At 69.4% G+C, this 22,293-nt stretch carries 21 protein-coding genes and 1 pseudogene; 11 read left to right on the top strand and 11 right to left on the bottom strand.

From position 1 onward, the window contains the following. Nucleotides 1-8: 8 nt before the first annotated feature. The 4 genes from ABT137_RS32060 (at nt 9) to ABT137_RS32045 (ending at nt 3,451) form a co-directional block, all read left to right on the top strand. Nucleotides 9-929 (top strand): F0F1 ATP synthase subunit gamma, encoded by a 921-nt coding sequence (locus ABT137_RS32060; protein WP_351714608.1) that lies wholly within the window; start codon nt 9-11, stop codon nt 927-929. Next, entirely contained in the window at nt 929-2,365 is a 1,437-nt protein-coding gene (gene atpD, locus ABT137_RS32055) for a F0F1 ATP synthase subunit beta (protein WP_350777745.1), read from the top strand. Before ABT137_RS32060 ends, atpD begins: the two co-directional genes overlap by 1 nt. 134 nt (nt 2,366-2,499) lie before the next feature. Next, on the top strand, nt 2,500-2,874 hold the full coding sequence (locus tag ABT137_RS32050) for a F0F1 ATP synthase subunit epsilon (RefSeq protein WP_181805896.1): 375 nt from the start codon (nt 2,500-2,502) through the stop codon (nt 2,872-2,874). Nucleotides 2,875-3,004: 130 nt separating this feature from the next. Then, nucleotides 3,005-3,451, top strand: a complete 447-nt coding sequence (locus tag ABT137_RS32045) for a DUF2550 domain-containing protein (protein ID WP_351714607.1) — start codon at nt 3,005-3,007, stop codon at nt 3,449-3,451. Nucleotides 3,452-3,513: 62 nt separating this feature from the next. Here ABT137_RS32045 and ABT137_RS32040 read toward each other — a convergent pair whose 3' ends face one another. Both ABT137_RS32040 and ABT137_RS32035 read right to left on the bottom strand, forming a co-directional pair. Next, nucleotides 3,514-5,337, bottom strand: coding sequence for a glycosyl hydrolase family 18 protein (locus ABT137_RS32040; protein WP_351714606.1), 1,824 nt, complete (start codon nt 5,335-5,337; stop codon nt 3,514-3,516). Nucleotides 5,338-5,461: 124 nt separating this feature from the next. Beyond that, nucleotides 5,462-5,905 (bottom strand): annotated as a pseudogene (locus ABT137_RS32035) (LuxR C-terminal-related transcriptional regulator); the annotation flags it as partial. 214 nt (nt 5,906-6,119) lie between these two features. Here ABT137_RS32035 and ABT137_RS32030 point away from each other — a divergent pair. Then, a complete protein-coding gene (locus tag ABT137_RS32030; protein WP_351714605.1) occupies nt 6,120-6,413 on the top strand; it encodes a type II toxin-antitoxin system Phd/YefM family antitoxin in 294 nt (97 codons plus the stop codon). Then, the gene (locus ABT137_RS32025) at nt 6,410-6,679 is read left to right on the top strand and encodes a type II toxin-antitoxin system RelE family toxin (RefSeq protein WP_351714604.1); all 270 of its coding nucleotides are present in this window, start codon (nt 6,410-6,412) and stop codon (nt 6,677-6,679) included. Before ABT137_RS32030 ends, ABT137_RS32025 begins: the two co-directional genes overlap by 4 nt. A 7-nt stretch (nt 6,680-6,686) precedes the next feature. Here the strand turns inward: ABT137_RS32025 and ABT137_RS32020 are convergent, their stop codons facing one another. Next, complete coding sequence (locus ABT137_RS32020; protein WP_351714603.1) at nt 6,687-7,259, bottom strand: cob(I)yrinic acid a,c-diamide adenosyltransferase; 573 nt, start codon at nt 7,257-7,259, stop codon at nt 6,687-6,689. A 209-nt stretch (nt 7,260-7,468) separates the two neighbouring features. Between ABT137_RS32020 and ABT137_RS32015 the strand changes: the two genes are divergently transcribed. The 3 genes from ABT137_RS32015 to ABT137_RS32005 all read left to right on the top strand — a co-directional run bounded on the left by ABT137_RS32015 (nt 7,469) and on the right by ABT137_RS32005 (nt 11,738). Beyond that, nucleotides 7,469-8,317, top strand: a complete 849-nt coding sequence (locus ABT137_RS32015; protein ID WP_351714602.1) for a 3-hydroxyacyl-CoA dehydrogenase family protein — start codon at nt 7,469-7,471, stop codon at nt 8,315-8,317. Between the two features lie 185 nt (nt 8,318-8,502). Continuing rightward, entirely contained in the window at nt 8,503-8,826 is a 324-nt protein-coding gene (locus ABT137_RS32010) for an STAS domain-containing protein (RefSeq protein ID WP_030672301.1), read from the top strand. A 377-nt stretch (nt 8,827-9,203) separates the two neighbouring features. Continuing rightward, the gene (locus ABT137_RS32005) at nt 9,204-11,738 is read left to right on the top strand and encodes an ATP-binding protein (protein WP_351714601.1); all 2,535 of its coding nucleotides are present in this window, start codon (nt 9,204-9,206) and stop codon (nt 11,736-11,738) included. 470 nt (nt 11,739-12,208) lie between these two features. On the opposite strand, the gene nucS is transcribed toward ABT137_RS32005, so the two are convergent. Together nucS and ABT137_RS31995 are read right to left on the bottom strand one after the other, a co-directional pair. Next, nucleotides 12,209-12,880, bottom strand: coding sequence for an endonuclease NucS (gene nucS / locus ABT137_RS32000; protein ID WP_351714600.1), 672 nt, complete (start codon nt 12,878-12,880; stop codon nt 12,209-12,211). Nucleotides 12,881-13,024: 144 nt separating this feature from the next. Next, complete coding sequence (locus ABT137_RS31995) at nt 13,025-14,647, bottom strand: recombinase family protein (protein WP_351714599.1); 1,623 nt, start codon at nt 14,645-14,647, stop codon at nt 13,025-13,027. Between the two features lie 320 nt (nt 14,648-14,967). On the opposite strand from ABT137_RS31995, the gene ABT137_RS31990 reads away from it, so the two are divergent. After that, nucleotides 14,968-15,360 carry an SCO5389 family protein gene (locus tag ABT137_RS31990; protein ID WP_093499046.1) on the top strand — a complete coding sequence of 131 codons (393 nt, stop codon included), beginning with the start codon at nt 14,968-14,970 and terminating at the stop codon, nt 15,358-15,360. 103 nt (nt 15,361-15,463) lie between these two features. On the opposite strand, the gene ABT137_RS31985 is transcribed toward ABT137_RS31990, so the two are convergent. Next, nucleotides 15,464-16,492 (bottom strand): LLM class flavin-dependent oxidoreductase, encoded by a 1,029-nt coding sequence (locus ABT137_RS31985; protein ID WP_351714598.1) that lies wholly within the window; start codon nt 16,490-16,492, stop codon nt 15,464-15,466. A 223-nt stretch (nt 16,493-16,715) separates the two neighbouring features. Here ABT137_RS31985 and ABT137_RS31980 point away from each other — a divergent pair, with 223 nt between their 5' ends. Next, entirely contained in the window at nt 16,716-17,057 is a 342-nt protein-coding gene (locus tag ABT137_RS31980; RefSeq protein WP_351714597.1) for an Rv1322 family protein, read from the top strand. A gap of 24 nt (nt 17,058-17,081) precedes the next feature. Here the strand turns inward: ABT137_RS31980 and ABT137_RS31975 are convergent, their stop codons facing one another. The 5 genes from ABT137_RS31975 to ABT137_RS31955 form a co-directional block, all read right to left on the bottom strand. Further along, nucleotides 17,082-17,966: an ABC transporter permease gene (locus tag ABT137_RS31975; RefSeq protein ID WP_351714596.1), complete on the bottom strand. Its 885-nt coding sequence runs from the start codon at nt 17,964-17,966 to the stop codon at nt 17,082-17,084. After that, nucleotides 17,963-19,222, bottom strand: a complete 1,260-nt coding sequence (locus tag ABT137_RS31970) for an ABC transporter ATP-binding protein (RefSeq protein WP_351714595.1) — start codon at nt 19,220-19,222, stop codon at nt 17,963-17,965. The genes ABT137_RS31975 and ABT137_RS31970 overlap by 4 nt, the downstream gene beginning before the upstream one ends. 145 nt (nt 19,223-19,367) lie before the next feature. Beyond that, on the bottom strand, nt 19,368-20,144 hold the full coding sequence (locus ABT137_RS31965; protein ID WP_351714594.1) for an ABC transporter permease: 777 nt from the start codon (nt 20,142-20,144) through the stop codon (nt 19,368-19,370). Between the two features lies 1 nt (nt 20,145). Further along, complete coding sequence (locus tag ABT137_RS31960) at nt 20,146-21,102, bottom strand: ATP-binding cassette domain-containing protein (RefSeq protein WP_351714593.1); 957 nt, start codon at nt 21,100-21,102, stop codon at nt 20,146-20,148. 135 nt (nt 21,103-21,237) lie between these two features. After that, entirely contained in the window at nt 21,238-22,173 is a 936-nt protein-coding gene (locus ABT137_RS31955) for a coiled-coil domain-containing protein (RefSeq protein ID WP_351714591.1), read from the bottom strand. Nucleotides 22,174-22,293: the final 120 nt, after the last annotated feature.

The raw sequence follows: 22,293 nt of genomic DNA, 5'->3' as shown, positions 1-22,293 counted from the left end.
CCTGACTCATGGGAGCCCAGCTCCGGGTCTACAAGCGTCGCATCCGATCCGTCACCGCGACCAAGAAGATCACCAAGGCGATGGAGATGATCGCCGCCTCGCGTGTCGTCAAGGCGCAGCGCAAGGTGCGGGCCTCCGCGCCGTACGCGACCGAGCTCACCCGCGCGGTCACGGCGGTCGGTACCGGGTCGAACACCAAGCACCCCCTGACCACCGAGGCGGAGACGCCGACCCGTTCCGCGGTGCTGCTCCTCACGAGCGACCGCGGTCTGGCCGGTGCCTTCAACTCCAACGCCATCAAGGCCGCCGAGCAGCTGACGGCGCGCCTTGAGGCGGAGGGCAAGGAGGTCGACACGTACATCGTCGGCCGCCGCGGTCTGGCCCACTACAACTTCCGCGAGCGCAAGGTCGTGGAGTCGTGGTCGGGCTTCACCGACGAGCCCTCGTACGCGGACGCCAAGAAGGTCGCGGCGCCGCTGATCGAGGCCATCGAGACCGAGACGGCGGACGGCGGGGTGGACGAACTCCACATCGTCTACACCGAGTTCGTGTCGATGATGACGCAGACGGCGCTCGACGACCGGCTGCTGCCGCTCAGCCTCGACGAGGTCGCGGAGGAGGGCGCCGCCAAGGGCGACGAGATCCTCCCGCTGTACGACTTCGAGCCCTCGGCGGAGGACGTCCTCGACGCCCTGCTGCCGCGCTACGTGGAGAGCCGTATCTACAACGCGCTGCTCCAGTCGGCGGCTTCGAAGCACGCTGCCACGCGGCGCGCGATGAAGTCGGCCACCGACAACGCGGGCGAGCTGATCAACACGCTCTCCCGGCTTGCCAACGCGGCCCGCCAGGCCGAAATCACCCAGGAAATCAGCGAGATCGTCGGTGGCGCCAGCGCCCTGGCCGACGCGACCGCGGGGAGTGACCGCTAATGACCACCACTGTTGAGACCGCGACGGCCACGGGCCGCGTCGCCCGGGTCATCGGCCCGGTCGTCGACGTGGAGTTCCCCGTCGACGCGATGCCGGAGATCTACAACGCCCTGCACGTCGAGGTGGCCGACCCGGCCAACGCCGGCGAGAAGAAGACGCTGACCCTGGAGGTCGCCCAGCACCTGGGTGACGGCCTGGTCCGCACCATCTCCATGCAGCCCACCGACGGTCTGGTCCGCCAGGCCCCGGTCACCGACACCGGCGACGGCATCACCGTCCCGGTCGGCGACTTCACCAAGGGCAAGGTGTTCAACACCCTCGGTGAGGTGCTGAACGTCGACGAGCAGTACGAGGGCGAGCGCTGGTCCATCCACCGCAAGGCCCCGAACTTCGACGAGCTCGAGTCGAAGACCGAGATGTTCGAGACCGGCGTCAAGGTCATCGACCTGCTGACCCCGTACGTCAAGGGCGGCAAGATCGGTCTGTTCGGCGGTGCCGGCGTCGGCAAGACGGTGCTCATCCAGGAGATGATCTACCGCGTCGCCAACAACCACGACGGTGTCTCCGTGTTCGCCGGTGTCGGCGAGCGCACCCGTGAGGGCAACGACCTCATCGAGGAGATGGCCGACTCGGGCGTCATCGACAAGACCGCCCTTGTCTTCGGCCAGATGGACGAGCCCCCGGGCACCCGTCTGCGCGTGGCCCTCGCGGGTCTGACCATGGCGGAGTACTTCCGCGATGTGCAGAAGCAGGACGTGCTGTTCTTCATCGACAACATCTTCCGCTTCACGCAGGCCGGTTCCGAGGTGTCGACCCTGCTCGGCCGGATGCCCTCCGCGGTGGGCTACCAGCCGAACCTGGCCGACGAGATGGGTCTCCTCCAGGAGCGCATCACCTCGACCCGTGGTCACTCGATCACCTCGATGCAGGCGATCTACGTCCCCGCGGACGACCTGACCGACCCGGCCCCGGCCACCACCTTCGCCCACCTCGACGCGACGACGGTGCTCTCCCGTCCGATCTCGGAGAAGGGCATCTACCCGGCCGTGGACCCGCTGGACTCGACGTCCCGGATCCTGGACCCGCGCTACATCGCGGCGGACCACTACAACACCGCCATGCGTGTGAAGACGGTCCTCCAGAAGTACAAGGACCTCCAGGACATCATCGCGATCCTCGGTATCGACGAGCTGGGCGAGGAGGACAAGCTCACCGTCCACCGTGCCCGTCGCGTGGAGCGCTTCCTGTCCCAGAACACCCACGTCGCCAAGCAGTTCACCGGCGTCGACGGGTCGGACGTCCCGCTGGAGGAGTCGATCGCCGCGTTCAACGCGATCATCGACGGCGAGTACGACCACTTCCCGGAGCAGGCGTTCTTCCTGTGCGGTGGCATCGAGGACCTCAAGGCCAACGCCAAGGAGCTGGGCGTCTCCTGAACACCCTGAGTTCCTCGGAACTCCTTGTGTTCTTCGTGTGAGGGGGCGGGCGCGTCCCGCCCCCTCACGCACGCCTACTAGAATTGACCCCAACACCCGGCACCCCTGCCGGGTGGTGACCCGAGGAGCCACCCTTGGCTGCTGAGCTGCACGTCGAGCTCGTCGCCGCGGACCGCCAGGTCTGGTCCGGCGAGGCCACCCTGGTCGTCGCGCGCACCACGTCCGGCGACATCGGCGTCATGCCCGGTCACCAGCCGCTGCTCGGTGTGCTGGAGTCGGGCCCGGTGACCATCCGTACGAGTGATGGTGGAACGGTCGTCGCCGCGGTGCACGGCGGTTTCATCTCGTTCGCGGACAACAAGCTCTCGCTGCTCGCCGAGACCGCCGAGCTGTCGGACGAGATCGACGTCCAGCGCGAGGAGCGCGAGCTGGAGCGCGCGAAGGCGGAAGGTGACGCCACCGCCGAGCGGCGCGCCGACGTCCGTCTGCGGGCGGCGACCGCGCGCTGACACACTGCACGTATGCGTTGACGTAACTCAGCCGCGGCTGGGACCGGAGCCACTCCGGTCCCAGCCGCGGCTGAGGTAGATCTGGGTCTTTTTACGTTCCGTTACCTAGGAGACGAGGAGGTCGGTGCCGATGGTCCTCGCTCTGACTGTGGCCGGAATCGTGGTCGCGCTGGTGGTGGTGGGACTCTTCCTGTTCGGCCTGCGCCGCAGACTGATCCAGCGCTCCGGCGGCACCTTCGACTGTTCCCTGCGCTGGGACGTCCCCGAGAAGACGGACACCAGCGGCAAGGGCTGGAGCTACGGCGTCGCCCGCTACAACGGCGACAGCGTCGAGTGGTACCGCGTCTTCTCCTACGCCTACCGCCCCCGCCGGGTCCTGGAGCGCGACCGGATCGAGGTGGCCGGCCGCCGCCTCCCCGAGGGCGAGGAGGAGCTGGCCCTGCTCTCCGACGCCGTCATCCTCGCCTGCACCCACCGCGGCACCCGCCTCGAACTCGCGATGAGCGACGACGCGCTGACCGGATTCCTCGCGTGGCTGGAAGCAGCCCCGCCCGGACAGCGAGTGAATGTGGCGTAGCCACGTTCACTCTCCCCCAGACGAAGTGATGTCCGGAGGAGAGTGAACGTTGCTTGACGGTCTTACAGGTTGTTGCTGATGGCGCTCACCAGTTCACCGTCGCTGGTGTCGCCGCTGAACTCCCAGAAGAACGCGCCGCCGAGGCCCTGGGTCTTGGCCCAGCTCATCTTCCCGGCGATCGTCGACGGGGTGTCGTAGGACCACCAGTTGGTGCCGCAGTGGGCGTACGCCGTACCCGCGACGGTGCCGGTGACCGGGCAGGACGTCTTGAGGACCTTGTAGTCCTCGATGCCCGCTTCGTACGTCCCGGTCGCCGCGCCCGTGGCCGTGCCGCCCGGTGCGTCCTGGGTGACGCCGGTCCAGCCTCTGCCGTAGAACCCGATGCCGATCAGCAGCTTGCTGGCCGGCACGCCCTGCGCCTTGAACTTGGCCATCGCGTCGGCCGTGTCGAAGCCGGCGGTCGGGATGCCCGTGTACGAGGTGAGCGGGGAGTGCGGGGCGGTCGGGCCGGTGGTGGCCCAGGCGCCGAAGAAGTCGTACGACATCACGTTGTACCAGTCGACGTACTGGGAGGCGCCCGCGTAGTCGGTGGCGTCGATCTTGCCGCCGGCGGAGCCGTCGGCCGTGGTGGCCGCCGTGACCAGGTTGCTGGAGCCGAACTTGGCGCGCAGCGCGGACATCAGGTTCTTGAAGGCCGCGGAGCCGCTGGTGTCGCAGCTCAGCCCGCAGGCGTTCGGGTACTCCCAGTCGATGTCGATGCCGTCGAAGACATCGGCCCAGCGCGGGTCCTCGACCAGGTTGTAGCAGGAGTCCGCGAACGCGGTCGGGTTGGCCGCCGCCTGGGCGAAGCCGCCGGACCAGGTCCAGCCGCCGAAGGACCACAGGATCTTGATGTTCGGGTACTTGGCCTTCAGCTCGCGCAGCTGGTTGAAGTTGCCGGCCAGGGGCTGGTCCCAGGTGTCGGCGACACCGCTGACCGACGTGTCGGCGGTGAACGTCTTCTGGTAGTCCGCGTAGGCGTCACCGATCGCGCACTGGCCGTTCGTCACGTTGCCGAAGGCGTAGTTGATGTGCGTGATCTTCGCCGCGGACCCGGACGTCACCAGGTTCTTCACCTGGTAGTTACGGCCGTAGATGCCCCACTCGGTGAAGTAGCCGAGCTTGACCTTGGAACCGGTGGTCGGGGGAGTGGTCGTACCGCCGGTGGTGTGGACGGCGACCGCGCCGCTGACCGGTCCGGTCTGGTTCGCGGTGTCGCGGGCCTGGACCGTGTACGAGTAGTCGGTGCCGGCCGTGAGACCCGAGTCGGTGTACGACGTGGAGGTCACCGTGGAGACCACCTTGCCGTCGCGCAGGACGTCGTAGTTCTTGACGCCGTTGTCGTCGGTGGCGGCGGACCAGTTCAGCGTCACCCCGGTGTTGGTGATGCCGGACGCGGTCGGGGTGCCGGGCGCGGAAGGTGCCGCGTCCCCGGGGACGGTGGTGCCGCCGTCACAACTGGCGCCGTTGAGCAGACAGTTGCTCGGCGATCCGGAACCGGCGCCGTTGAAGCCGAAGGAGACGGAGGCGCCGGGGGCGATGGAGCCGTTGTAGGACTTGTTCTTGGCGGTCCAGTGGGTGCCGGAGGAGGTGACGTCCGCGTCCCACGCGGAGGTGACCGAGGTTCCGGAGGGGTAGTCCCACTCGACGGTCCACGAACTGATGCTGGTGGTACCGGTGTTCTTGACGGTCCACTGGCCGCCGAAGCCGGTGCCCCAGTCCTGGGTCTTGGTGTAGGTCGCGGTGGCGGACGTCGCGGCCTGGGCCGGGCTCGCGAGGCCGACCAGACCGGCCAGGGGGAGCACCAGTGTCGCGAGCCCTGCCGCGACTCTGTGTCTGAAGCGCATGCTGCGCCTCCCTCTTGATCGGGGGTGACGTGGGCATGACTGAGCCTTCATGCCCATGGTGCCGCGAGAATAGAAAGGTCTGGACCACCGGTCAATAGGTCTGGACCACTCTTGTATACGGCCGTCAGATCCCCAACTCCTGCGCCAGCACGGCCGCTTGCACCCGGCTGCGCAGCTCCAGCTTCGCCAGCAACCGGCTGACGTGCGTCTTCGCCGTGGCCTCGGCCATGTCGAGGCGGCCCGCGATCTCGGCGTTGGACATCCCCTCGCCGAGACACGACAGCACCTCGCGCTCGCGCCGGGTGAGACTCTCCAGCGCCGCCGGATCGGCCCTCGGCCCCCGCACCGGCTTCGCCGCGAACTCGGCGATCAGCCGCCGGGTGACGGCGGGCGCGATCAGCCCCTCGCCGCCCGCGACCGTGCGCACCGCGGCGACCAGGTCCCGCGCCTCCGTGTTCTTCAGAAGGAACCCGGCCGCACCCGCCCGCAACGCCCCGAACACGTACTCGTCGAGGTCGAAGGTGGTCAGTACCAGGACGTCCGCGAGGCCCTCCCCGACGACCTGCCGGCCCCAGACGAGCAGTCCGCCGAGCAGCCCCGCGAGGGCGATGCGCACGTCGTCGCGGGGCGGGCGGGGGAGCCAGGGGGCGGGCATGACTCCATCCAACACGGCGCGTGCGCCCGGTGCCTGGTCCCTCGGCACGGTCCGCGACTGCGCCTTTCGATGTACGGCGGGCCCGCCACCGGACAGCCGTGTACACGGAGGCGAGTACACTGGAGGTATGGACGAGTTCACAACCGTGTCGGTGCGTGAAGCCAGGGCCAATCTCGCGCGGCTCCTCGACCAGGCCGAGGACGGAGAACCCACCGTCATCACGCGCGGGGGCGCACCGGTCGCCGCCATCGTGCCCATAGAGGAGTACGAGGCGCTGGAGGAGGCCGCCGACGAACTGCTCGCGCGCAAGGCCGTGCAGACGCTCGCGGACGAGGGCGACGCCCCTCGGGCGACGCTGGCGGACGTGCTGGCGGACATCTTCGGCCCGCCGACGGAAGCGTCCTCGACGGGTGCCGCGTGAAGTACGCCTTCGAGCTCACCGCTGCGGCACGCCGACAGCTCCGGACGATCGACCAGACGTCCGCGCTGCGCATCCTGCACGCGCTCAGCCGCCTGGGAGACGACCCCTACCGCGACGACGCGGATGTCAAGAAGCTGTCCGGACACGACGACCTGTACCGGCTGCGTGTCGGCGTGTACCGGATCGCCTACCTGATCGACGACGGCAAGCTCGTCATCCTCGTGGTCGAGGTGGGACATCGCCGTGAGATCTACCGGCGCCTGTGACGAGCTGCTAACGCTCCCCGCCGGGGACCCACAGCACGTCCCCGACGTCCTTGTTGGCCGTACGGGCAAGGATGAACAGTAGGTCCGACAGCCGGTTCAGGTAGGTCGCCGTCAGCGGGTTCATCACCTCGCCGTGCACCTCCAGTGCCGCCCACGTCGACCGCTCGGCCCGCCGTACGACCGTGCAGGCCTGGTGGAGCAGGGCCGCGCCCGGGGTGCCGCCCGGGAGGATGAAGGAACGGAGCTTCTCCAGCCGCTCGTTGAAGCGGTCGCAGTCCGCCTCCAGCTTGTCGACGTAGAACTGCTCGACCCGCAGGGGCGGGAACTCGGGGTTCTCCACCACGGGGGTCGACAGGTCCGCGCCGACGTCGAAGAGGTCGTTCTGCACCCGGGTGAGCACCTTGACGACCTCCTCCGCCAGGCCGCCCAGCGCGATCGCCGTCCCGATCACCGCGTTCGCCTCGTTGGCGTCGGCGTACGCCGAGATCCGCAGATCGGTCTTGGCGACCCGGCTCATGTCCCCGAGGGCGGTGGTGCCCCGGTCGCCGGTCCTGGTGTAGATGCGCGTCAGATTGACCATGCGGCCAGCGTAAAGGTGTCCCCGGTGGCGGCGGACCGCGCCGTACGTGGCGGGAAAGCGACGGCGCCACCGGGGCCGCCTGACGGGACGTGACGGTTGTCTCACGTCCTGAGACCGTGACACGCATTACTTACCGGGTTTCCCGGCCCGCGACGAGCGCTAGGGTCCCGCCCAAGAGGCATACCTCAACAGCGTGTAAGGGGAGCGGAGTGGCACGGAAGCTTGCCGTCATCGGGGCCGGCCTGATGGGGTCCGGTATCGCCCAGGTCGCCGCGCAGGCCGGCTGGGACGTGGTCCTGCGTGACGTCACCGATGAGGCACTGGACCGTGCCGTGGGCGGGATCCAGGCCTCGTACGGCAAGTTCGTGAGCAAGGGGAAGCTGGAGGCGCACGACGCCGACGCCGCCCTGGCCCGCATCGCCACGACCACCGACCTGGACGCGGTCGCCGACGCGGACATCGTGGTCGAGGCCGTCTTCGAGAAGCTGGAAGTCAAGCACGAGATCTTCCGCGCCCTCGACAAGATCGTGCGCCCGGACGCCGTACTCGCCTCCAACACCTCCGCGATCCCGATCACCAAGATCGCGGCCGCCACCGAGCACCCGGAACGGGTCGTCGGCGTCCACTTCTTCTCGCCGGTGCCGATGATGCAGCTCGTCGAGCTGGTCCGCGGCTACAAGACCAGCGACGAAACCCTCGCCACCGCGCGGGAGTTCGCCGAGTCCACCGGCAAGACCTGCATCGTCGTCAACCGGGACGTGGCCGGCTTCGTGACGACCCGGCTGATCTCGGCGCTCGTCGTCGAGGCCACCAAGCTGTACGAGTCGGGCGTCGCCACCGCCGAGGACATCGACCTCGCCTGCAAGCTGGGCTTCGGTCACGCCATGGGCCCGCTGGCCACGGCCGACCTCACCGGCGTCGACATCCTGCTGCACGCCACCAGCAACATCTACACCGAGTCGCAGGACGAGAAGTTCGCCCCGCCGGAGCTGATGCGCCGGATGGTTGACGCCGGTGACATCGGGCGCAAGAGCGGGCAGGGCTTCTACACGTACTGAAACACCAGTACGTAGGCCCTCTGACCGCATGTCAAAACGCACAAACCCCGGATGTTTCACCCTCTGGGGTGAATTCGGTATCGGTTCGCTTACAGATGGCAACCTCTGACCGGCGAACGCAGTCAGACGTTGCAATACCGGACAACACTTTCACGGAGTAGGACACGCACTCTCGGGGAGCGCATATGTACATCAGGGGCGACCACGCCGAGCTGGTCGTCGGGGGCCGCCTCGACGTCCGCAGCGCGGCGGACGCCCGTACGGTCCTGCACTCGGCCGTCGACGACGGAGTCGGCGATCTGGTGCTGGACCTGTCCGAGCTGGACTCCTGGGACGCCACCGGACTCGGGGTGATCATGGGGGCCCACCGGCGGGCCGGCCGCTGCGGCCGCCGCCTGGTGCTGCGCGGCGTACCGCCGCAGATGCAGCGCCTGCTGGTGGCCACCAGGCTGCACCGGATCCTGGCGATCGAGGGGGGTATCGGGGTGGAGTCGCTGCCCCGGGTGTGACACCGGGACCGGCGGCCGGCCGTGCCGCGGTGGCCGGGTGTGCCGTGGTGACCGGTGGCCGGGTGTGCCGTGGTGACCGGCTGTGCGGCGGCGAACCTTTGGGACATGGAGATCCGGTGTGAACCGGGCGACGGGGGTGACCCGGTCGGACGGCGCGCATGCGCACGTCAGACGCAATCCTCACGAGACCGTGATGTCTCGGACGGCGCGGTACCCCGGACTGTCGTAGATACTGTGCGAAGGTTTAAGGTTCGGTCGCCCGCCGCCCTTGCCACCCTTCGAGCGCGGGCCCGGACCAGAAGCGACAGCGCGGTGTGCAACAGGCCGGGAGGGGCCGGTATTCACGGCACACGACGCTTTTGGGGGGCTAGGAACCTATGGACCCGATCAACCCGGGACCCGACGGGTACGGCCAGGACGGCGACGGCAGCACGCCGCGCCAGCGCCCGCCCAGGGAATCCCTCACCAACGACTTCGGTCAGAGCGCCCCGGCGACGGCCCGCACCACGCGGCTGGTCGCCGGCGACTTCCTGCTGACCGTCAATCCCGTCGACGGCAGCGAGATAGAACCCTGCCCGCCGACCGAGCGCCCGAGCGGGCCGGAGAAGCGCACCGCCGCCGAGCGCGCCGAGTACGAGCGCGCCGTCCGGCCACCGGTTCCGCCCGGCCCCGCGCGGCCCGAGCTGCCGCTCCTGGAACGCCAGGACGACCGCGAGCGGCTCGTCCGGCTCCTCGCCCGTGGCCGCTCGGTGCGCCTCACCGGCCCCTCGGGCTCCGGCCGCACCGCGCTCCTCGACCTGGTCGCCGACGACTGCTCCGACCTCGCCCCCGACGGCGTGGTCCGCCTCAACGGCTTCCACCGCACGCCCGAGGACCTGCTCCACGACCTCTTCCACGCCGTCTACAAGGCGCCCGCGTACCGCCCGGACCAGGACGAGCTCCTCGAACTGATCCGGGACATCGGCGCGGTCGTCGTCCTCGACGACGTCGAGTTCGGCGGCACCGGGCTCGACGAGCTGGTCGACGCCACCCCCGAGTGCGCCTTCCTGATCGGCGCCACCCCGGAGGTGCCGGCGCCCTCCGCCGACTCCGCCGTCGAGGAGGTCTTCCTCAGCGGCCTGGACCGGGCCGGCGGCGTCGACATCCTGGAGCGCACGGTCGGCCGCGTCCTCACCGAGGAGGAGGCCAACTGGGCCGGCGACCTCTGGTTCGAGTCCGAGGGCCTGCCGCTGCGGTTCGTGCAGGCGGGCGCACTGCTGCGCCAGCGCGACCAGGCGCGGGCCAGCGCGGGCGCCGTGGACGAGTTCGGCGTCTTCGCATCCGACCTGCCCGAACTATCCGATATCGCCGCTCTCTCCGACCTTCCGGTCGATGTGCCCTTCGACACCGAGGCGGCCGACGAGGTCCCGCTCCCGTCCCTCGGCGACGCCGCTGCGCCCGCCCCGCTGCTCGCCTCCCGGCTCAGCGCCTCCGCCCGGGCCACCCTGCGCTTCGCGGTCGCCCTCGGCGGCGAGGTGCCGCACCAGGCGCATCTGCCGGCCCTCGTCGGCGACACCCACGCGGACGCGGCCCTCGGCGAACTGGCGGGCTGCGGACTGGTCTCCCCGGTGGGCTCCCGCTACCGGCTCGCCGCGGGCGTCCTGCAGCAGCTGGAGGCCGCCGGATACGCCGACGACGCGGCGGCCCAGGCCCTCACCGCCGCCCAGCACTACGGCTGGTGGGCCGGGCACCCCTCGGTCACCCCGGAGCGGGTCTGCGCCGAGTCCGACGCGATCCTCGCCGCCCTGGCGGTGGCCGTCCCCGAGACGGTGCCGCCGGCGGAGGACGAGGAGAGCACGCCGGTACGACTGGCCCGCACCGCCGCGCCCGCGTTCGCGGCGGGGCTGCACTGGAGCGCCTGGGAACGCGCCCTGCGGGCCGGCGCCGAGGCCTCCCGCCTCGCCGGTGAGGTCGGCGAACAGGCCTACTTCCACCACGAACTCGGCATATTCGCGCTCTGCGGCGGCTGGCTGGACCGGGCGCGGGCCGAGCTTGAGGCCTCGATCGGGCTGCGCGGGGCGCTCTCCGACAAGCGGGGTACGACGGCCGGCCGACGGGCCCTCGCCCTGGTGGCCGACCGCTCGGGCGAGGTCATCCCGGTCGTCGCCGCGATGGCGGGCGACGAGATTCCCGACGCCCGCCACGAGGAGTCCATATCCCCGGCCGGCGGCGTCACCACGCCCTTCCCCGCGGTCCACTCGCCGGTCTCGGACACGCTGGTGACCCACAGGGTCCCGGGGCAGCCGACGCCGTCCCAGGGCGGCGGGGGCGGCCTGGTCCGCATGGCCCGCCGCAACCTGGTGGCGGTGGGCGCGGGCGTGCTCCTGACGGCCGTCCTGGGCACCGTGGTGACCCTCGGCATGACCTCCAACAACAACGCCGACAACCCGTCCAACAACGTGAGCGTCAACCCGTCGGCGAGCGAGGACACGGGCGACGGCAGCCTGGGCGCCGACCCCGGCCAGACCTCGGGCACGGGCGACACCGGCAAGGCGACCACCAAGCCGACCGACCCGGGCCCCGACGGCTCCCTGGGCACCTCGGACGACCCGACCCCACCGTCCGACACGGAGACGCCTTCGGCTTCGGCTTCGGGGACGAAGGGGTCCTCGGGGGGCGGCACGACACACTCGCCGTCGGCGTCGCCTTCGAAGTCGCCGTCACCGTCGAAGTCGACATCACCGAGCCCGTCGAAGTCCGAGTCCCAGTCGGCGAGCCCGTCGCCGTCGGACTCGTCATCGGCCCCGTCCGACACTCCGTCCACAGCCGACAGCGCAAGCGGACCGGCGTCCAGTGCCCCGGCGGCGTCGAGCAGCTCGGCGTCGGCATGGGAGACCGGCAGCACGGGAACATCGACCGGCACGCTGATCTGAGCCCGCGCGTCCCACGCTCCACGCGCGGGACGCCCACACCCACCGCGACGACACGAACCGGCGGTGCCGAGCCCGCCCCAGGCAGGTCCGGCACCGCCGTTCACCGCCGTAGGGCTGAGCGCCGTCGCGGCGGTTTTGTGGTGGGCGGCGCAAGTTGTCGGCTCGGTTCGAACTCGCTGAGGCCGGTCTCGCACCGGCGGTCGCCGCACCGCCTTGGTCGCTGCGCTGCCCACCCGAGACCCGCCGCGACGGTGCGCAACCACGACGGCGCGAACCGGCGGTGCCGAGCCCGGCTCAGCCTGGTCCGGCACCGCCGGTCACCGACGTACGGGCTGACCGCCGTTGCGGCGGTTTGGGGGTGGGCGGAGCGACTTGTCGTGGCCCGGTAGGAACTGGCGTGGTTGGTCGGCTCCGGGCCGTCGGCCTGGCTCGTCGGCCTTGTTCAGGGCCGTCGGACCGTCCCGCCTCGGTCAGAACAGTCGCAGCTTGTCGTCCTCGATGCCGCGCAGGGCGTTGTAGTCGAGGATCGTGCAGCCGATGCCGCGGTCCGTGGCGAGGACCTTGGCCTGGGGCTTGATCTCCTGGGCCGCGAAGATGCCCCGGACGGGGGCCAGGTGGGGGTCGCGGTTCAGGAGTTCCAGGTAGCGGGTGAGCTGTTCGACGCCGTCGATCTCGCCGCGGCGCTTGATCTCGATGGCCACGGTCTGGCCCTCGGCGTCGCGGCAGAGGATGTCCACCGGGCCGATCGCCGTCATGTACTCGCGGCGGATGAGCGTGTAGCCGTCGCCGAGCGTCTCGATCCGGTCGGCCAGCAGCTCCTGCAGGTGCGCTTCCACGCCGTCCTTGATCAGGCCCGGGTCGACGCCCAGTTCGTGCGAGGAGTCGTGCAGGACCTCCTCCATCGTGATGATGAGCTTCTCGCCCGCCTTGTTGATGACGGTCCAGACGCCGTCCTCGTCACCCGTCCCCTCCTTGAGGGTGCACGGCGGCGACATCCAGTTCAGGGGCTTGTAGGCCCTGTCGTCCGCGTGGACGGAGACGCTGCCGTCATTCTTCAGGATGAGCAGTCGCTTGGCCGAGGGCAGGTGGGCAGAAAGACGGCCGACGTAGTCCACGGTGCAACGGGCGATGACGAGACGCATGGGGGCCAGCCTACGGGGCTTACGGACCCGGCAGGACCGCTCCGGCCGGTTGCGCCATGCGGCTTCTCTCCCCGGTGGCCACCACTGGCCCTGTGCCCGACACGAGGTCGAGCCGGGAACCGGCGGTGCGGTCCGTGGCCGGGATCAGACGTTCCTGGGGTGGGTTTCGGCATCGCGACCGCTCAATTGCTCTGCCGCCTTCCTCAATCCCTCCTGCCATTCCTCGGAACCGGTGGGGATGTGCCCCGTATGGAGGTTGATTGCGCGCTGAGTCAAGCCGTCCGGCATGTGCAGCCAGACGGCCGGTTCCTTGGATGTCCCTCCCATGAGAATGAAGATGCCAGCCTTACGCAGGAGTTCACCGCGAGCTGCCCAGTCGTCACGCTCCCATTGTTGTCGGTACGTGACCCCCGTGTCCTCCTCGATCCAGCGGCCGGGAATCGCCGGTATGGCATTCAGCGTCTCCAGAGCCCTTTCGTGTTCCTCCAGGCTCCGGATAACCGCCAGTGCCGCAGCACTGCCTGGCTTAAGACTCGTGAAGTTTCCGGTGAGGTTTTCCAGAGCCTCAGTGATCTGCTTGATCTCGCGAGACTTGTCGACCCCCGGTACGTAGGTGCGAGTCGTGATCTCCAGCTCTCCTGCTTCTGCCAGGAAGCGCTCTGTCAGCAGTCCTTCGATGAGGCTCTTCTGCCATGACGTGACCCACTTACAGCGTGTGCCGTCCTTGCGTCCCCATGAGCGGCACAGGTAGTAGCTGTACTCCTTGACCGTCCCGTCTCTCAACTTCCGGCTGGATGTGTTCGAGTACAGCGGTTCACCGCACTTGCAGAACGCCACACCGGCCAGGTGCGTGGCTGTGCGCTTCGGGCCGCCTTTGCCGCGAGCCCTCTTGCGCATCACCTCTTGCAGCGTTTCCCACTCGTCCTCGGTGAGCAGAGGGTCCGCCCAGACAACCGGCAAGCCGTGACGGATGATCGGCTCACCCCTGTGCATGGCGTAGCCCATGATGGACTTCTTGGTGAATACGGCCGTCATCGTACTGGTCGCCCACTTGGTGCCCTTGACATCGGTCTTGACGCCGATTCTGCCCTCCTGTGCGTTCACGCTGCGCATATGGTCAAGGGCGGTGAGGATGCCGCGGGCGTTCCAATCTTTCGCAACGGACCCAAGAGATTCATCTTTGTTGACGATGCGATCGTAAGCTTCCTGTACCAGGAGTCCCGTCACCGGGTCGATTTCCAGGCGCCAGCGAGATGTGCCGTTGTGTTGAAAGACAGCGGCCCGGTAACCGAACGGCCAGGTACCGCCGCCCCAAAGGTTTTCGTCACGGTGGTGCTTCGTCTGGTTCAGCTTCTTTTCTTTGACTGAGTTTCGATAGTTCGCCGCTTGGGCTGCCTTGATGCCCGCGATCATGCGCCCGTTCGGCGTCGAAACGTCGAAGGACGGGTCGTCCAGAATGAGGATGTTCTTTTCGTTGCTCAGTACCCAATGAATGAAGGACCACCAGTGCATGTCGTCCCGGGTGATCCGGTCCTGAGTGGTCACCATGAGGGCGTCCCACTCGTGGACCAGTGGAACGCGCAACCACTTCCCGAGTGACGGCCGTTGATCGAGGTCCACGGCTCCGGAAACGGTCACGTCCTCCACCCACCCGGCAACTGTGTGGCTGCCCTTGACGATGGCTTCCGACAGGTCGAGCCCCTGGCGCTCCAGTGCCGACGACGACTCCGCGTCCCGGCTGATCCGCTTGACGGCCAACACGCGCATGCCCGTCCCCCTCTGTGTCCGTGAAGGTGCAGAGCCAAGCTAGTGATCGTTTGGTGAGTTCGAAGACTTATCTTCTGTTTTGACCAGGAATATCCGTTGACGGTCAACCCTGATGGGTCTCCTGCACACGCCTGTTCAAACCTGGCCGATTGTGTGCCTAAAGGGACCGTCGCATATACGCAATCTCCTGGTGGGGGCACCGCCCGTTGCCTACCGTAGTAAACGGGAGGTCGCGAAGTGTGTACTCAGCGTGTTCGGTATCGCGAACTCCCTTACCTGTCCGCCAACCCCTGCTGTTCGGGGGTGCGAGAGGAGTACCCATGTCGCTCGACGTCTCACCGGCCCTACTCGAACAGGCCGAGCGAGGCGAGGTCGACGAAGCAGATTTCGTCGACTGCGTCCGGACCTCCCTGCCTTACGCATGGGAGATGATCAGCTCCCTGGTGGCCCAGCTGAAGGTGGACGGCGGAGAGTTCGCCGACAACCAGACGCCCCCGCCGGACGAGCAGGCACGCGGTCAGCTGCTGCGTGCGCTCGCGAGTGACGCCATACGCGGCGCCCTGCAGCGGCACTTCGGTGTGCGGCTGGCCTTCCAGAACTGCCACCGTGTGGCGGTGTTCCCGCTGGACGCCTCGGTCGACGAGACGCTGGCCCGCTTCACCTCTGTGCGCAATCAGCTGCTGAACCAGTCCCCGGAACTGCGGGACTGCTGACGCCGTGCTCCGCCACTGCTGACGCAGTGAGCCGCTTGCTTGCCGCTCCACACGCGGGAGGTGCATCAGTCACTGGGGCGGCAAGCTCCCCGCGGCGGTGAGGTCACCGGAGGTGCGGCAGTACCTCGGCACCCAGCCGTCGTACGTTCTCCTCCGTGGCCGCCAGATCCCCCGAGCCCTCGGTCAGCAGGGCGAAACGGGAGATGCCGGTCCGCTCGGAGGTCGCGGCCAGCCGGTCGGCGCACAGCCGCGGGGTACCCACCGGGTGGAGTCCGCAGAGCAGTTCGGTGTACGCGAGCGGATCCCGCATCGATCGGAACCGGCCGTCCACCGTCACATGCGCCTCCAGGCCCTGTTTCAGCCAGCCCGGCATCGCCTTCGTCAGGGTCTCCGCGGCGTCGGTGCGGCTGTCCGCGATCTGGCAGACGCCGGCCGAGACATGGGCCGCCCCGGCGATCTCGTCGCCGGACCGCCCGGCCGCCCGCGCGTGCTCCCGCCACAGCGCGACCATCTCGGCCTTCTCCTCGTCGCCGACGTGCATCCCGAGCAGCATCGGCAGCCCCCGCTCGGCGGCCAGCCGGATGCTCGCCGCGGAGGTGCAGGCGACCACCACCTCCGGTCCCGGTGCGTCCGTCAGCGCCTCCGACGGGCGCGGTACGACGGGGACTTCACGGAACGAGAAGCGCGGTCCGGAGGCTGACACGGTCGGTTCGCGCAGCCAGCGCATCAGTAGATCGAGTGATTCGGGGAAGCCCTGTTCGTACGCCTCCAGGCCGGATCCGAAGACCTCCAGATCCACCCACGGACCGCCCCGCCCCACGCCCAGCGTGAAGCGGCCGCCGCTCGTCATGTGCAGCAGCGCGGCCTGCTCGCCGAGGGCGACCGGGTGGACGGTGGGCAGCACGCTCACCGCCGTGCCGACCCGCAGCCGCCGGGTACGGCCCAGCAGCAAAGCCGCCAGCGTGACCGCCGACGGGCAGGTGCCGTACGGCACGAAGTGGTGCTCGGCCAGCCAGACCGCGTCCAGACCGGACTCCTCGGCCACCTCCGCCGTGCGCACCGCCCGGTGCAGGGCCTCCCCCTGGCCCTGGCCCGGGAACTGGGCGGCCAGCACAAAACTACCTACGCGCATCGTTTCTTCCTGCTTTCCTGGCTCCGACCCGGAGCTCCCCCACCGGGCATAACCGTCCGACACGTGCCGAGGACACGGCCTGGCGGAGGGATTTGCGGATTGTCTGGAGAATGGGTCGCCTGGGAGGGGGACTTGTGTGGGTTGGTGCCCTACGCGTACCCCCGTGCGCGCGTCGTAGGCTGGACACAGCCCATGCTTCCTGTATAGCCCCGAGAGGTGTCCCGTGTCCCCGCGTCGCAACCGACCCAAGGGCCCGAACGGAGCGGCCTCGTCCGGCCGGAGCGCCGAGGACGACCGCGCGGACCGCTACGGCGGCTGGCAGTCCACCGAGAGCTGGCAGGGCGAGGAGTGGAGCGTCCGGCACGTGGCCGGCGCCAGCGCGATCGGCAAGACGTACCGCTGCCCGGGCTGCGACCAGGTGATCGCCTCCGGCGTCCCGCACGTGGTGGCCTGGCCGGAGCACTCGGGCGTGGACGAGCGCCGGCACTGGCACAAGGCGTGCTGGAACGCGAAGGACCGCCGCACCACGCGGGTGCAGCGGTCCAGGAACGCGCCGAAGTTCTGAGCGCCGTACAGGCCTCTTTAAGTCCTACACGTCCCGCTTCTCGAGCAGCGCGTACGCGCCCGCGAACGCGACGGCCGTCACGCCGAGGATGATCCACAGCGGGTCCCAGCCCGAAGGGCCGGAATCGCTGAGGGAGTTGGAGTAGAAGACGCTCAGCTGGTTCGGGATCGAGTACTCGAACAGGGCCGTGCGCACCTTCTCCAGGGACTGGGAGAACATGAACAGTGCGATCACCAGCGGGGCGAGCACCGCGCCGATCATGATGGTGATGGCGCCCGCCGAGTGCCGGATGATCGAACCGATGATCAGCGAGAGCAGTCCGAGCAGCGCGATGTAGAGGCTGACGCCGACGGTGCCCTTCAGCCATTCCCCGCCGGTCGGCGTCCGGGCCATGTCGCTCAGCATCGACACCTGCGTCATGGCCACGAACGCGCTGGCCGCGAGGGTGATCACGAATGCGACCGCGAAGAAGACGATCGCCTTCGCCGCGAGCACGCGCGCGCGGGAGGGGCAGGCCACCATCGTCGTACGGATCATGCCCGTGCCGTACTCCGAGGCGGTCGTCAGCACGCCGAGCGTGATGATGCACATGCTGCCGAGCAGCAGTCCGAAGAAGCCGAGCGAGAGCGCGTTGCTGCCGGACAGGTCGTCGGACGAGGACGAGGAGTTGCTGACCACCGCGCCGGCAAGGAGGCCGATGCCGATCACCAGGAGAACGAAGACGCCGAGCGTCCAGATCGTCGAACGCACCGACCTGATCTTCGTCCACTCGGAGGCGATCGCGTGCCTGAGGTGGGTGCGCACCACCGGGATCGGCGACACGTAGCCGGGGTACGAACCGCCGGGCGCCGCCTGCCAGTCGGGCGCGGACGGGGCGGCCTGCGGCAGCGGAGGCTGGTGGGTGCTCATCGGGCGTCCTCGGGCTTGGTCAGGTCGGCGGGAGCGGGGGCAGGCGCGGCGGCGGGGGCCGGCTGCGCCGGTCCGGCCGCGGGCGCCGGGGCGGGAGCCGGCGTCGGCGCGGCGTAGGGGTTCGGAGCGGCCTGAGGAGGCCCGTAGGGGCTCTGCGGGGCGCCGTACCCGCTCTCGGGCGCGGCGGGCGCCCCCGGCGCGCCGTACGGCCCCGCGAACGGCCGGCCGCCCTGCTGGGGCGGCGGCGGGGCGTACCAGCCCGGCTGGCCCTGTCCGGGCACCGGCATCGGCGGCTGGGCACCCGGCGGCAGGGGCTGCTGGAGGCCGGCCTTCTGGTCGATCGAGGACCGGTAGTCGACGGCGCCCTGCGTCATCCGCATGTACGCCTCCTCCAGCGACGCCTGGTGCGGGGACAGCTCCCACAGCCGTACGTCCGCCTCGTGCGCGAGGTCGCTGATCCGGGGCAGCGGCAGCCCGGTCACCCGGAGCGCCCCGTCCTGCTCCGGCAGGACATGGCCGCCGGCCTCGGTCAGCGCCGAGCTGAGCTTCTCGCGCAGCTGCGGCTCGGTGTCCGGGGTGCGGACCCGCGCGAAGTCGGCGGAGTTGGCCGAAATGAAGTCGGTCACGCTCATGTCGGCGAGCAGCTGGCCCCGGCCGATGACGATGAGGTGGTCGGCGGTCAGCGCCATCTCGCTCATCAGGTGGGAGGAGACGAACACCGTCCGGCCCTCGGCGGCGAGGGACTTCATCAGGTTGCGCACCCAGAGGATGCCCTCGGGGTCGAGGCCGTTGACCGGCTCGTCGAAGAGCAGCACCTGGGGGTCGCCGAGCAGCGCGGCGGCGATGCCGAGGCGCTGGCCCATGCCGAGCGAGAAGCCCTTGGAGCGCTTTCCGGCCACATCCTGGAGGCCCACCACCCCGAGCACCTCGTCGACCCGGCGGGCCGGGATGGCGGACAGCTGGGCCAGCGAGAGCAGGTGGTTGCGGGCGGACCGGCCGCCGTGCACCGCCTTGGCGTCGAGCAGGGCGCCGACCTGGCGGGCGGCGTTCGGCAGCTTGCGGTACGGGAAGCCGCCGATCGTCACCGAACCGGCGGTCGGGTTGTCCAGACCCAGGATCATCCGCATGGTCGTCGACTTGCCCGAACCGTTCGGCCCGAGGAAGCCGGTGACGGCCCCGGGTCGTACCTGGAAGGAAAGGTTGTACACGGCGGTCTTGTCGCCGTAGCGCTTGGTCAGGCCTACAGCCTCGATCATGCTCCGCACCCATCGAAAGGATCAGGACATGGGGCAGACGCCCCCCGTAAGGGTTAGGAGGATATCGGGGAGCTGACGGTTCCGCCCAAGAGCATGCAAAGACTTCCGGCGACGGACCCGGCGACGGACCCGGTCACGGACCCGGTTACTGGGCGTCGCGCCGCTTCAGCAGGACGTACCCGCCGGCCAGCGCCGCGATCACCCACAGCCCCATGATCCCGAGCCCGCCCCAGGGCCCGTAGGGGACGTCGTCGCCGGCTCTCGGCACCACCTGCATGATGTGGCTGCCCGCCTGGTCCGGCAGGAACCGGCCGATCTTCTTGGTCGCGTCGACGTTGCCGAGGATGTTGGAGATCAGGAAGAAGAACGGCATCAGGATGCCCAGCGACAGCATCGGCGAGCGCAGCATCGCGGCCACGCCCATGGAGAACATCGCGATGAGCGTCATGTAGAGCCCGCCGCCGACGACCGCGCGCAGCACCCCGGGGTCGCCGAGGTGGGCCCGGTGGGAGCCGAGCATGGCCTGCCCGAGGAAGAAGGCGGCGAAGCTGGTCACCATGCCGACCACCAGCACGAGGCCGGCGGCCACCGCGATCTTGCTGAACAGGAAGGTGGCCCGCTGCGGCACTGCGGCCAGCGAGACCCTGATCATCCCGGTGCTGTACTCGTTGGAGACGACCAGCACCCCGAACACGATCATCGCCAGCTGCCCGAGGGTCATCCCGGCGAAGCTGATGTTCGTCGGGTCGAAGGAGAGCCGTTCACGGGCGGGCATGTTGGAGAACTGGCTGTTCGCGAGCGCGGAGAGCAGCATCCCGAGCGCCACGGTGACCACCACGGCCAGGGACAGCGTCCACACCGTCGAGGCGACGGACCGGATCTTGGTCCACTCGGACCGCACGACGTGGGTGACGACGGCCATGTCACGCTCCCTTGTCCCAGTCGGTGCCCCAGGCCTGTGGCACCGGGGGCGAGTCGGCGTGCGCGTGGTACTCCACGGACTCCGCCGTCAGTTGCATGAACGCCTCCTCAAGGGAGGCCTGCTGGATGCTCAGCTCGTGCAGCACGATCCCGTTCTGCGCGGCCAGCTCCCCGATCGGTTCGGCCTTCCCGCCCTCCACCTCCAGGGCTCCGGTCCCGGTCTCGACGACGGTGATCCCGGCCCCGTGCAGCACGTCGAGCAGCCGCTCGCGCTGCGGGGAGCGGACCCGGACGTACGACCGTGAGTTCATCCGGATGAAGTCCGCCATGGAGGTGTCGGCGAGCAGCCGGCCCTGCCCGATGACGACCAGGTGCTGGGCGGTCAGCGCCATCTCGCTCATCAGGTGCGAGGAGACGAACACGGTCCGGCCCTGGGCGGCCAGGGTCTTCATCAGGTTCCGGATCCAGTGGATGCCCTCGGGGTCGAGACCGTTGACCGGTTCGTCGAACATCAGGATCCGCGGATCGCCGAGCAGCGCCCCCGCGATCCCGAGCCGCTGCCCCATGCCGAGCGAGAACCCCTTGGCCTTCTTCCGCGCCACCGCCGTCAGCCCGACGGTGTCGAGCACCTCGGCCACCCGCGCCCGCGGGATCCCGTTGCTCTGCGCGAGGCAGAGCAGGTGGTTGAAGGCGCTGCGCCCGCCGTGCACGGCCTTCGCGTCGAGCAGCGCCCCGATGTACGTCAGCGGGTCCTTGAGCTGCTCGTACCGCTTGCCGTCGATCCGCACCCGGCCGGCCGTCGGGTGGTCGAGCCCGAGGATCATCCGCATCGTGGTGGACTTCCCGGCACCGTTGGGCCCGAGGAACCCGGTCACGATGCCGGGTCTGACGGTGAACGTGAGGTCGTCGACCGCCGTCTTGTCGCCGTAGCGCTTGGTCAGGCCCGCCAGCTCGATCATGCGGCCACGCTAAGACCGGGGTTCGGGGGCTGCCACTTGACCGCGGCGGCCGGGTGCGCCCCCACCGGGCCCGCACCCGTACGACGAAGGCCCGCACCCCCCGAAGGGAATGCGGGCCTTTGATGTCGCTAACGCTTACCGGGCCTGCTGAGCCGGGACCCCGCGGGAGATCGGCTCGTCCTCCGCCGGGGAGCTGGCGGCGGCCACCGCGGCACCCGTCAGCGTCGCCAGCATCTCGCGGACGTTGGTCAGCTGGGCGTTGATGCTGTCGCGGCGGTTCGTCAGCGCGGCGAGCTCACGCTCGGATTCCGAGCGGATCCGGTCGGCCTTGGCGTTCGCGTCCGCAACGATGTCCTCGGCCTGGCGCTGAGCCGTCTCGACGGTCTGGCGGGCACGGCGCTCGGCGTCGGTGCGTAGCTTCTCGGCCTCCAGCCGCAGCTGCTCCGCGCGGTGCTCGATCTCCGCGAGGCGCTTCTCGGCCTTCTGCTGGCGGGACGCCAGGTCACGCTCGGACTGCTCGCGGCGCTTGGCGAGGTTCGTCTCGAAGTCGGCGGCGGCCTGCGCGGCCTTCGCCCGGGTCTCCTCGAAGAGGGCGTCCGCCTCCTCGCGCTTGGACTGCGCGTCCTTCTGGGCCTCGGAGCGCAGCTGCGAGGCGTCACTCTTGGCCTTCTCGACGATCCGGACGCCCTCGTCCTCGGCCTTGGACTTGCGCTCCGCAGCGAACGATTCTGCGTCGTTGCGCACCTGCTGGGCCGCCGACTCGGCGAGCTCGCGGTGCTGCTCGGCGGCCCGGCGGGCCTCCTCGCGCAGGTCCTTCGCCTCCTCCTCCGCGAGGCGGAGGATCTTCTCGACACGCGCGCCGAGGCCGGCGTACGACGGCTCCGCGTCGGTCACCTGAGCCTGGGCGTTCTGCGTCTCGAGGTGGAGCTCCTCGATGCGCTTTTCCAGAGCGGTGATGCGGGCGAGAGCGCTGTCACGGTCGGAGACGAGCTTGGAGATCCGTTCGTCCACCTGAGCGCGGTCGTACCCACGCCGCACTAGCTCGAAGCCGTAGGGGGAAGTGTCGCTCATGGGGTTCCTGTCGAAAGAGACCGGTGAGGTGATAGGGGGAATCCTAGGGGCCGAAGCGGTGTGTCATCGAGCGGATACGTGTTTGATCTGGAGAATGACACCCCTTTTGAGTGGCTAGCT

It is taken from the genome of Streptomyces sp. NPDC001980 (assembly GCF_040296885.1).
Classification (GTDB): domain Bacteria; phylum Actinomycetota; class Actinomycetes; order Streptomycetales; family Streptomycetaceae; genus Streptomyces.
This window is presented reverse-complemented; position numbering and strand designations above follow the sequence as displayed.

Excerpts from the sequence above, each read along its gene's own strand:
- ABT137_RS32045 (WP_351714607.1), top strand. The coding sequence starts at position 3,005 with ATGGTCCTCGCTCTGACTGTGGCCGGAATCGTGGTCGCGCTGGTGGTG.
- ABT137_RS31975 (WP_351714596.1), bottom strand. The coding sequence starts at position 17,966 with ATGAGCACCCACCAGCCTCCGCTGCCGCAGGCCGCCCCGTCCGCGCCC.
- ABT137_RS31965 (WP_351714594.1), bottom strand. The coding sequence starts at position 20,144 with ATGGCCGTCGTCACCCACGTCGTGCGGTCCGAGTGGACCAAGATCCGG.
- ABT137_RS31995 (WP_351714599.1), bottom strand. The coding sequence starts at position 14,647 with ATGCGCGTGTTGGCCGTCAAGCGGATCAGCCGGGACGCGGAGTCGTCG.
- ABT137_RS32005 (WP_351714601.1), top strand. The coding sequence starts at position 9,204 with ATGGACCCGATCAACCCGGGACCCGACGGGTACGGCCAGGACGGCGAC.
- ABT137_RS32030 (WP_351714605.1), top strand. The coding sequence starts at position 6,120 with ATGGACGAGTTCACAACCGTGTCGGTGCGTGAAGCCAGGGCCAATCTC.
- ABT137_RS31970 (WP_351714595.1), bottom strand. The coding sequence starts at position 19,222 with ATGATCGAGGCTGTAGGCCTGACCAAGCGCTACGGCGACAAGACCGCC.
- ABT137_RS32060 (WP_351714608.1), top strand. The coding sequence starts at position 9 with ATGGGAGCCCAGCTCCGGGTCTACAAGCGTCGCATCCGATCCGTCACC.
- ABT137_RS32020 (WP_351714603.1), bottom strand. The coding sequence starts at position 7,259 with ATGGTCAATCTGACGCGCATCTACACCAGGACCGGCGACCGGGGCACC.
- ABT137_RS31990 (WP_093499046.1), top strand. The coding sequence starts at position 14,968 with ATGTCGCTCGACGTCTCACCGGCCCTACTCGAACAGGCCGAGCGAGGC.
- nucS (WP_351714600.1), bottom strand. The coding sequence starts at position 12,880 with ATGCGTCTCGTCATCGCCCGTTGCACCGTGGACTACGTCGGCCGTCTT.
- atpD (WP_350777745.1), top strand. The coding sequence starts at position 929 with ATGACCACCACTGTTGAGACCGCGACGGCCACGGGCCGCGTCGCCCGG.
- ABT137_RS32010 (WP_030672301.1), top strand. The coding sequence starts at position 8,503 with ATGTACATCAGGGGCGACCACGCCGAGCTGGTCGTCGGGGGCCGCCTC.
- ABT137_RS32040 (WP_351714606.1), bottom strand. The coding sequence starts at position 5,337 with ATGCGCTTCAGACACAGAGTCGCGGCAGGGCTCGCGACACTGGTGCTC.
- ABT137_RS31960 (WP_351714593.1), bottom strand. The coding sequence starts at position 21,102 with ATGATCGAGCTGGCGGGCCTGACCAAGCGCTACGGCGACAAGACGGCG.
- ABT137_RS31985 (WP_351714598.1), bottom strand. The coding sequence starts at position 16,492 with ATGCGCGTAGGTAGTTTTGTGCTGGCCGCCCAGTTCCCGGGCCAGGGC.
- ABT137_RS31955 (WP_351714591.1), bottom strand. The coding sequence starts at position 22,173 with ATGAGCGACACTTCCCCCTACGGCTTCGAGCTAGTGCGGCGTGGGTAC.